The organism is Stenotrophomonas sp. GD04024, assembly GCF_029837545.1.
Taxonomy (GTDB): Bacteria; Pseudomonadota; Gammaproteobacteria; order Xanthomonadales; family Xanthomonadaceae; genus Stenotrophomonas; species Stenotrophomonas forensis.
Window position 1 is genome coordinate 1 of record NZ_JAOEDV010000124.1, and the last position, 8,514, is coordinate 8,514.

6 protein-coding genes are annotated in these 8,514 nt (G+C 68.5%); 3 read left to right on the forward strand and 3 right to left on the reverse strand.

Annotated elements, in window-relative coordinates; all coding sequences use genetic code 11:
• Positions 1 to 196: 196 nt before the first annotated feature.
• Positions 197 to 604, forward strand: coding sequence for a YciI family protein (locus tag N7590_RS21300; RefSeq protein ID WP_049458373.1), 408 nt, complete (start codon positions 197 to 199; stop codon positions 602 to 604).
• On the opposite strand, the gene N7590_RS21305 is transcribed toward N7590_RS21300, so the two are convergent.
• Positions 582 to 2,663: a gluconolaconase gene (locus tag N7590_RS21305; RefSeq protein ID WP_164242717.1), complete on the reverse strand. Its 2,082-nt coding sequence runs from the start codon at positions 2,661 to 2,663 to the stop codon at positions 582 to 584. The genes N7590_RS21300 and N7590_RS21305 overlap by 23 nt on opposite strands.
• A gap of 161 nt (positions 2,664 to 2,824) precedes the next feature.
• On the opposite strand from N7590_RS21305, the gene N7590_RS21310 reads away from it, so the two are divergent.
• A complete protein-coding gene (locus N7590_RS21310) occupies positions 2,825 to 4,345 on the forward strand; it encodes a hypothetical protein (RefSeq protein WP_164242716.1) in 1,521 nt (506 codons plus the stop codon).
• A gap of 7 nt (positions 4,346 to 4,352) precedes the next feature.
• Here N7590_RS21310 and N7590_RS21315 read toward each other — a convergent pair whose 3' ends face one another.
• On the reverse strand, positions 4,353 to 5,129 hold the full coding sequence (locus N7590_RS21315; RefSeq protein WP_164242715.1) for a lytic transglycosylase domain-containing protein: 777 nt from the start codon (positions 5,127 to 5,129) through the stop codon (positions 4,353 to 4,355).
• A gap of 194 nt (positions 5,130 to 5,323) precedes the next feature.
• Positions 5,324 to 6,697, reverse strand: coding sequence for a D-serine/D-alanine/glycine transporter (cycA, locus tag N7590_RS21320; RefSeq protein ID WP_164242714.1), 1,374 nt, complete (start codon positions 6,695 to 6,697; stop codon positions 5,324 to 5,326).
• 228 nt (positions 6,698 to 6,925) lie between these two features.
• On the opposite strand from cycA, the gene N7590_RS21325 reads away from it, so the two are divergent.
• Positions 6,926 to 8,514, forward strand: a 1,589-nt coding sequence (locus N7590_RS21325; RefSeq protein WP_279935877.1) for an EAL domain-containing protein, incomplete at its 3' end; no start/stop codon positions are given.

Sequence of the window (8,514 nt, forward strand, 5' to 3'; positions counted from 1 at the left end):
GGTGCAGCAGGTCGGCACGGAACCTGCCCTGTGCGACCAACCCCACCCGGCCAAGCCCAAGAATCACGCTGTAGATCCACCACGGAGGGGCCTCGCCGTTCGCCGATCCCCGCCGAAGGCGCGCCTCCCGCGCTGCAACATGCCCACGCGCAATCCTGCGCCATCATGGGCACCCCGCCCGCGCCAGGACCGTGCCATGCAGCAGTACCTGCTTCTGATCTACATCGAGCCTGCCCTGCTGCAGGCGCTGCCCACCGAAGAATTCAACGCGCTGATGCGCGACTGCCTCGCCCACGCCGACAAGCTGCAGGCCGAAGGCACGCTGCTGGCCGCGCAGAAGCTGCAGCCGGTCGATACCGCGCAGACCCTGCGCGTGCGCGATGGGCACAGCCGCGTGCTGGATGGCCCGTTTGCCGAAACCCGTGAACTGCTGGCCGGCTTCAACCTGATCGTGGCGCGCGACCGCGATGAAGCCATGCGCATCGCCCGCGACTTCCCGTGGGCACGCTTCGGCAGCATCGAGGTGCGTCCACTCGAAGACATGGACGCCGAACGCGAACGCTGCGGCGCCCCCGCCGCCGCTATGGCAGCAGCCGCACTCTGATCTCGCGCGGGCCGATGCCTTCGTTGCCGCTGTAGTCGCGCACGCTGGCACGCACGATGTACTCGCCCGGCGGCAGCGCCGCCGGCTGCCAGCGGCCGGTTTCCATCAGGCCGTCACGCACGGTGTTGGTGGCCAGGTAACGGAACCGGGTCACCGCGCTGCCATGCACGGTGATGCCACTGTCCGGTGCATAGGCCACGCGCACCGCTTCCTTCTGCGGCGGCATGCGGTTGAACACGATGTTCCAGCGCGGCTGCTCGTAACCCTGCAGCGGCTGTCCAGCGCCATCGAGGATCTGGTAGCCCACCTGGTACATGCCCAGTCGGCGGCGCGGCAGGTTGTTGTCGACCTGGTCCCAGGCCTCGACCACGATCTGCACGCCGCGACCCTGGCGCGCCACCATCACCACGCCATCGCCACCTGCGGCCATCGGCTGGTCGTTGTCGTCCAGCAGGGCCACATCGGTGATGCGCGGTGCGAAGTGATCGGCGTAGTTGCGGAAGCCCAGCGCCACCGCGTTGGTCTCGAAGCCACCGTTACCCACCGCCAGGTGCACGTGCGCCTGGTTGTTGATGCTGCCCAGGCGGTCACCCACGTGGATGCGCATGCCACGGCGCACGCGCATCCGCTGCAGCGTGCCCTGCTCGTCGTACAGCGCCTGCCAGCGCGCGTCGAACGGCGCATCGCGTGGCGTGCGGCCGACCCGCATGTGGATGTACTTGAGGCGATCCACCGACAGGCCTTCGGCCTGCTCGCCCAGGCTCCAGGCGGCCATCGGGCTGCTGACCTTGCCCTCGGCGATCGCCAGCACGGTCTGCCCGACATCGCCGCGCACATCGAAGCCGCCGTGCAGGTGGTGGCGGCTCTCGCCACGGAAGTTGCCGCGCACCTCGCCCAGCGTGCCGACCACTTCGTGCCAGCCGTCCTGCGGTGCCAGCGGCCAGCGCCCGCCGGTGTCCGGCAGCGCGGCATCGGCGGCGGGGCCGACCAGCGCCGGCGCCGGCAGGTCCCCCACCGGCAGCGGACGCAGCCGGTGCAGGCGGTAGCTGGCGGCGTCGGCCACCAGCACACTGCCATCGGCATCCATCGCCAACCCGCTGGGGCGGGCCAGGCGCGGCAGGCGGCCGTTGCCCACCAGCGCAATCTGATGGCCCTGCGGTGTCACCTGCACGATCCGGCCATCCATGTCCCCCACGTACAGCACGCCGTCGTGGGTGGTGGCCAACGACAGGGGGCCGTTGATCACGCCCCCGGCAGCCACCACCGTCCTGACCGTGCCATCGGGGCCGACGCGGCGCACCGCATTGTTGAACAGGTCGGCCACCAGCAGTGCGCCCTGCGCGTCGAAGGCCAGTGCCACCGGCGTATCGAAGCGCGCCGCATCGCCCACGCCATCGGCCAGCCCCGGGCGCTCACCGCCGGCCAGCGTACGCACGCTGCCATCGGTGCCGATCACCCGGATGCGATCGTTGAACGTATCAGCCACGTAGACCTGACCCTGCGCATCCACCGCGATGCCCATCGGTGCATCGAAGCGCGCCTGCGCGACCGGTCCATCGGCATGGCCCTGCGCGCCCCCGGCCAGCGTGGTCACCTGGCCGTCAATGCCGATGCGGCGGATCGCATGGTTGCCGGTGTCGGCCACATACAGGTTGCCCTGCGCATCGGCGGCAATGCCGGAAGGGGTGTTGAAACTGGCCTGCAACGCCGGGCCATCGATGCGCCCTTCACCCTGCCCGGCCACGGTTTCGACACGGCCATCGGGCAGGCGTCGGCGGATGCGGTTGTTGTCGCCGGCATCGGTGAAATACACGCTGCCATCGGCGCTGCGCAGCAACGCATAGGGATCGGCAAAGCGGGCCTGTGCCGAGGCACCGTCACGATCACCCGGATGGCCATCGCCGGCCAGCGGCTCGATCTGTGCGGTCCAGGCCAACGGCGTCGGCGCCGGGCCTGCCGGTTCAGCCAGCGTGTGCAACGGCGTCTCCCACCAGGTTGCAGCCAATGCCACTGCGGTTGCCACTGCCACGCCTGCTGCCATCCATTGCCACCGTGCCATCGCGCTGCGCTGCCTGTTGCCTGAAGAGGCACCGACAATAGACGCTGCACAGGCGATCCGCCACGGCCAATCGTACCGTCGGACGCCAGAGTTCCATGCATCGCGCTTGTTCTCGCTGGCGGCAGCGGTTTCAATGTTGTCCCCACGGATGGAGATCCTCCATGCCCCGCACCCTCCTCCTCGCCGCCGTCCTGCTGGCCGCACTGGCAGGCACCCCCGCTTCAGCCTCGATCACAGTTGCGCCACAGAAGCCGTCGGTCACCAGCGATGCCGTGCACATGGCCTACGCCAAGCGCTGGGATGACGCGATCGAGCAATCGCGCAGTGGCAACACACTGGGTGCGCTGATCACGATGGAACAGCTGATGGAGGATCCGCTGCTGGATGACTTCGACGCCGAGCGCCAGGGCCGTGCCTCGCAGGTGGCCGGCTGGACGGCGATGGTGCAGAAGAAGCCGGTCCAGGCCCGCCGCTACCTGCAGCGCGCCGTGGACGCATTGCCGGACGACGCGCAGATCCTGCTGACCCTGGTCTCGCTCGAACTGTCCGAGAGCCAGCCCGCACCGGCCACGAAGTACCTGGTGCGGGCGCTGAAGCATGCCGACGCGCCGCTGCCGTTGCAGAACGACACCGTCAGGTACCTGCAGTACCGCCTGCGCGACCAGCCGCAACAGCGCATGGAACTGCTGCAGGCGCTGTTCGACAACGGCTGGAAGAGTGGCGGCCTGGAACCGACCGGCATGTGGCTGGCACTGGCCACGTTGCAGGCCGAGAACGGCCGTAGCGATGACGTCCCGGCCACCCTGGCCCGTATCAAGGGCCCCGCCGAGATCATCCGGCTGCGCAGCGACAAGCGCTTCGACCGCTATGTCGACCGCGGTGATCCGCACTTTGATCCGGTGCAGGCCGCGCAGAAGCATCTGGACGAACTGCGTGTGTCGGGCCTGCTCGATCGCGCACTGGACGCGCGCATGGCCGAATTCAGCAGCACGCTGCTGATGCTGGACCGCAACGAGGAAGTGCTGGCGCTGACCGACGGCATGGCCCGTGCGGCCGCCGCAGGTGAGTCGCCTTCGGCCACCGACGCCGAATGGGTGGGGTGGCTGCTCAACAGCCGGCTCACGGCACTGCGGCGGCTGGGCCGGCTCGACGACGCACTGGCGACCGCGCAGCAGGCCACGCGCATCGGTGCACTCGGTCCCAACAGCATCGAGCACCAGTTGAACATCGGCTTCCTGTTCATCTCGCTGGGTCGCCCGCAGGAGGCGGCGCAGGCGGTGCAGGGCATCCAGGGCCTGGCCGGCTATGGCAAGGCCGCACAGGCGCTGGTGCAGTTCGCCGCCGCCCGCGGCCAGGGCGATGCCAGGGCAATGGAGGCTGCACGGGAGGTGATTCTCGCCCAGCGCGACGATGCCCCCCTGTTCCATCGCGAGATGCTGCTGGAGCAGGGTGACCTGGACGGCGCGGCTGCGGTGCTGATCGAACAGCTGCGCTCGCCGGTCGATCGCGGCGAGACCCTGGCCAGCCTGCAGGACATGCGCACCTATCCGTCGCTGCCGGGCGATGTACGCATCGATGCCGCGTGGCGTGCGCTCAAGCAGCGTGCCGACGTGCAGGCCGAGGTCGCCCGTGTCGGCCGCATCGAGCGCTACGCGCTGGTCAGCAGCGGTACCTCGCGCTGAGCAGCGCCTAGCGCGCCGGTACCTCGGTACGGATGCCCATCGCTTCGCGGTAGCGCGCGTACAGCGCCATCACCTTGTCCACATAGGCGAGGGTTTCGGCATACGGCGGGACGCCCTTGTAGCGGGTGACCGCCCCGATGCCGGCGTTGTAGGCGGCCGCCGCCAGCGGCCGGTCGCCGTTGTAGCGGCGCAGCAGCGCGCGCATGTAGCGGGCGCCACCATCAATCGACTGCTGCGGCGAGAACGGATCACGCACGCCGTATTCCTGCGCGGTATCGGGCATCAGCTGCATCACGCCCTGTGCGCCCTTGGTCGACACCGCCAGCGCATCGAAGTTGCTTTCGGCATGGGCAATCGCACGCAGCCACGCATCGTCGACGCCGGTGGCCTTGGCGGCGGCCTTGAACTGCCTGGCGTGCTGCGCCAGCTGGGGCTTGCCGACCTTGCCCAGGCCCTCATGGGCCGGCTCGCCCGGCGGCGTGGCCACGGTGAATTTCAGGAACACCCGCGAGCCGGGCAGGTTGCGGGTCGAGTAGACCAGCGCACCGTCCTGTTCGCGCTCGTACAGCACACCGCTGAACACGCCCATGTTGCCCCACAGGTTCGGGGTCTGGATGGCGTTGTCGTCGATTTCCTTCGGCGTGCAGCGCGAGCCCGGTTCCGGTGCGGTGGCCAGGCTGACGGTGTTGCCCTGCACGCAGCGGTAGACCGTGCGCGCGCTCGCCAGCCCGGGCCACAGGCCGGGCAGCAGCAACAGCACTAGCAGGAGCGGGCGACGGGACATGGCGGCCGGATGATCCGGCCGCGCCCGCTAATGTTGGGTGAATGGGGGTCGACAGGGCTGCGCCCTGCACCTGCGGTAGTGCCGGCCGCTGGCCGGCAACCTCAACTGCAACGGCAACGGCCGATGCTGAGCAACGGGCTCTGACCCCACTCCAGAAAGATCTCTGGATCAATCAATGGAACGGAAACGCCGGGTTACTTCGCCGTCCTCCGACGCACCCAATACCCCACCCCCAGCAGCACGAACCATGCCGGGCTGGCGATCAGCGCCTGGCGGGTGTCGCCCTGCAGGCTCAGCAGCACCAGCACGCCGGCGAAGAACACCAGGCAGGCCCAGCACATGGCGACGCCGCCGGGCATCTTGAAGATCGAGGCGGCGTGGCGCTCCGGATAGCGACGGCGGTAGACCATGTAGGCCACCAGGATCAGCGACCAGACGAAGATGAACAGCACCGTCGCCAATGTCGTCACCAGGGTGAAGGCGGTCACCAGGTTCGGAATCAGGTAGATCAACAGGGTGCCGCCCAGCAGGCACAGGCACGAGAACAGCAGGCCGCGCGCCGGCACCGCCGCACGCGACAGCTTCGACAGGCCGCGCGGTGCATGGCCCTCTTCTGCCAGGCCGTACAGCATGCGGCTGGTGGAGAAGATGCCGCTGTTGGCCGACGACGTGGCCGAGGTCAGCACCACGAAGTTGATCAGGCTGGCCGCGGCGGGAATGCCGGCCAGCACGAACAGCTGCACGAACGGGCTCTTGTCCGGCACCACCTGGCGCCACGGCGTGACCGCCATGATCGCGATCAGCGCCAGCACGTAGAAGATGATGATGCGCACCGGAATCGAGTTGATCGCCTTGGGCAGGTTGCGCTCCGGGTCGGCGGTTTCGGCGGCGGTGGTGCCGACCAGTTCGATGCCGACGAAGGCGAACACCGCAATCTGGAAACCGGCAAAGAAGCCGACCAGCCCCATCGGGAACATGCCGCCATCATTCCACAGGTTCGACAGCGCTGCGGTGTGGCCGCTGGGCGAGGTGAAGCCCCACGCGACCAGGCCGGCGCCGGTGATGATCAGCGCGCAGATCGCCACGATCTTGATCAGCGCGAACCAGAATTCCATTTCGCCGAACAGCTTCACCGTCACCAGGTTCAGTGCCAGCAACAGCAGCACGCAGGCCAGTGCCGGTATCCATGCATCCAGCCCGGGGAACCAGAACTGCGCGTAGGCAGCGATGGCGATCACATCCGCGATGGCGGTGACGATCCAGCAGAACCAGTACGTCCATCCGCAGAAGAAACCAGCCCAGGGACCGAGCAGATCGGTGGAGAAATCGATGAAGGATTTGTACTGCAGGTTGGACAGCAGCAGCTCGCCCATCGCGCGCATCACGAAGAACAGCATCGCGCCGATGATCAGGTAGACGAAGACGATGGACGGGCCGGCCAGGCTGATGGTCTTGCCCGAGCCCATGAACAGGCCGGTGCCGATGGCACCGCCGATGGCGATCAGCTGCAGGTGACGGTTGGACAGGCTGCGGCGCAGGTGCTCGGGGGGCGTTGCGGGCTCGGTCATGGGCGCGGAAAGGGGCGGGCGAAGCGTTCGACGGTAGTCCTCTGCGGGCAGGAGCGCCAGCACCGGACGAGCTGATTCCGTCAATCTTGGCCGCTTTCATCACAATGTGACGAAATACCGGATTACGCCCATTCCGCCCGGCCCGGCGCCATGCTCAGATAGCCGCATCTGCCCAAGGACCGGCCCGCCCATGCCCTCTGCCCTGCCCCTCCCGCTGGAGCTCCGGCCATGAGCCGGCTGCGTGTCATCATCGGCGGCACCGCGCTGGCACTGCTGGCCGCCGCCCTACCGATCGCGGTGATGGCCTACGCCACCTGGGACCGCGCGGTCACGGTCGAACAACAGCGGCTGCACGACATCGCGCTGCGCACCCTGCGCCGCTCCGACCTGTCCTACCACGAGGCGCTGGCCGCGCTGAAGTCGGCAGAAGCCGGTACCGCCTCCGGCTGCGACGAGGACCACATCCGGCGCATGCAGACGCTGGTGATGACCACGCCGTCGGCGGACCAGATGGGCTACTTCGAAGGGGGCAAGCTGCGCTGCACCTCGTGGGGGCCGTTCCACTCGGACGTGAACCAGCCCAGGGCCGACCATGTCACCAGCGACGGCGCCGGCATCGCGGTGGACGTGCGTCCCGAAACCAGCGGCCGTCGCCAGGTGCTGGCGATCCTGTACGGCTCCCACGACGTACTGGTCGATCCGCGCCGCTTCGTCGATGTCATCGCCGATCCGAATGTGCGCCTTGCGCTGGCCAGCCCGGATGGGCGTCTGCTGGCCAAGCAGGACGGCATGGACCCGGTCCTGCTGCAGAACCTGCTGCGCAATCCCGGCGAGGGGCTGGACCAGGACACGCTGTATGCCACCGCGCGCAACGAGGAATGGCTGGCGATCGCCACCACGCCACGCACCGCGCTGGCCGCCACCTTCCGCCAGCAGGCCTGGCTGTTCGTGCCGCTGGGCCTGCTGCTGGCGGCCGCGGGTGCCGGCCTGGTGATCTGGCTCTCCCGGCGCCGGCTGTCGCTGCGCGGCGAGCTGGCCACCGCCATCCGCCGCCGCGAGCTGTACCTGCATTACCAGCCAATCATCGAGCTGGATACCGGCATCTGCGTCGGCGCCGAGGCCTTGATACGCTGGCAGCGCCCGGACGGCACCCAGGTGCGGCCGGACCTGTTCATTCCGCTGGCCGAAGAGGCCGGCATGATCGCCGACGTCACCGACCTGGTGATCGAGAACGTGGTGCGCGACATGCGCGAGCTGCTGGTGGCCGACCGCAGCGCGCACATCGCGATCAACCTCGCCGCCGAGGACATCAGCAGTGGGCGTGCGTTGAAGATGATCTCCAAGCACATGGCCGGCAGCGGCATCCTGCCGCAGCAGATCTGGATGGAGGCCACCGAGCGCGGCTTCCTCGATCTGGACCGCGCCCGCACGATGCTGGCGCAGGCGCGCCGCGCCGGCCACAGCGTGGCCATCGATGATTTCGGCGTGGGCTTCTCCAGCCTGCAGTACCTGGAGCAGCTGCCACTGGATGCACTGAAGATCGACAAGTCGTTCATCGATGCGATCGGCACCGAGAGCGCGACCAGCCCGGTCACGCCTCACATCATCGACATGGCCAAGGAACTGGGCCTGTGGGTGGTGGCCGAAGGCGTGGAAACCGAGGCGCAGCTGGCCTACCTGCACAGCCGCCACGTCGAGTTCGGGCAGGGCTGGCTGTTCTCGCGGCCGCTGCCGCGCGACGAGTTCGTGGCGTTCCACAACAAGCGCCAGCAGCGCTACGGCGCGGCGCGCGAACACATGCAGAATCCGCGCAGCGT

Excerpts from the sequence above, each read along its gene's own strand:
- N7590_RS21300 (WP_049458373.1), top strand. The coding sequence starts at position 197 with ATGCAGCAGTACCTGCTTCTGATCTACATCGAGCCTGCCCTGCTGCAG.
- N7590_RS21305 (WP_164242717.1), bottom strand. The coding sequence starts at position 2,663 with ATGGCACGGTGGCAATGGATGGCAGCAGGCGTGGCAGTGGCAACCGCA.
- N7590_RS21310 (WP_164242716.1), top strand. The coding sequence starts at position 2,825 with ATGCCCCGCACCCTCCTCCTCGCCGCCGTCCTGCTGGCCGCACTGGCA.
- N7590_RS21315 (WP_164242715.1), bottom strand. The coding sequence starts at position 5,129 with ATGTCCCGTCGCCCGCTCCTGCTAGTGCTGTTGCTGCTGCCCGGCCTG.
- cycA (WP_164242714.1), bottom strand. The coding sequence starts at position 6,697 with ATGACCGAGCCCGCAACGCCCCCCGAGCACCTGCGCCGCAGCCTGTCC.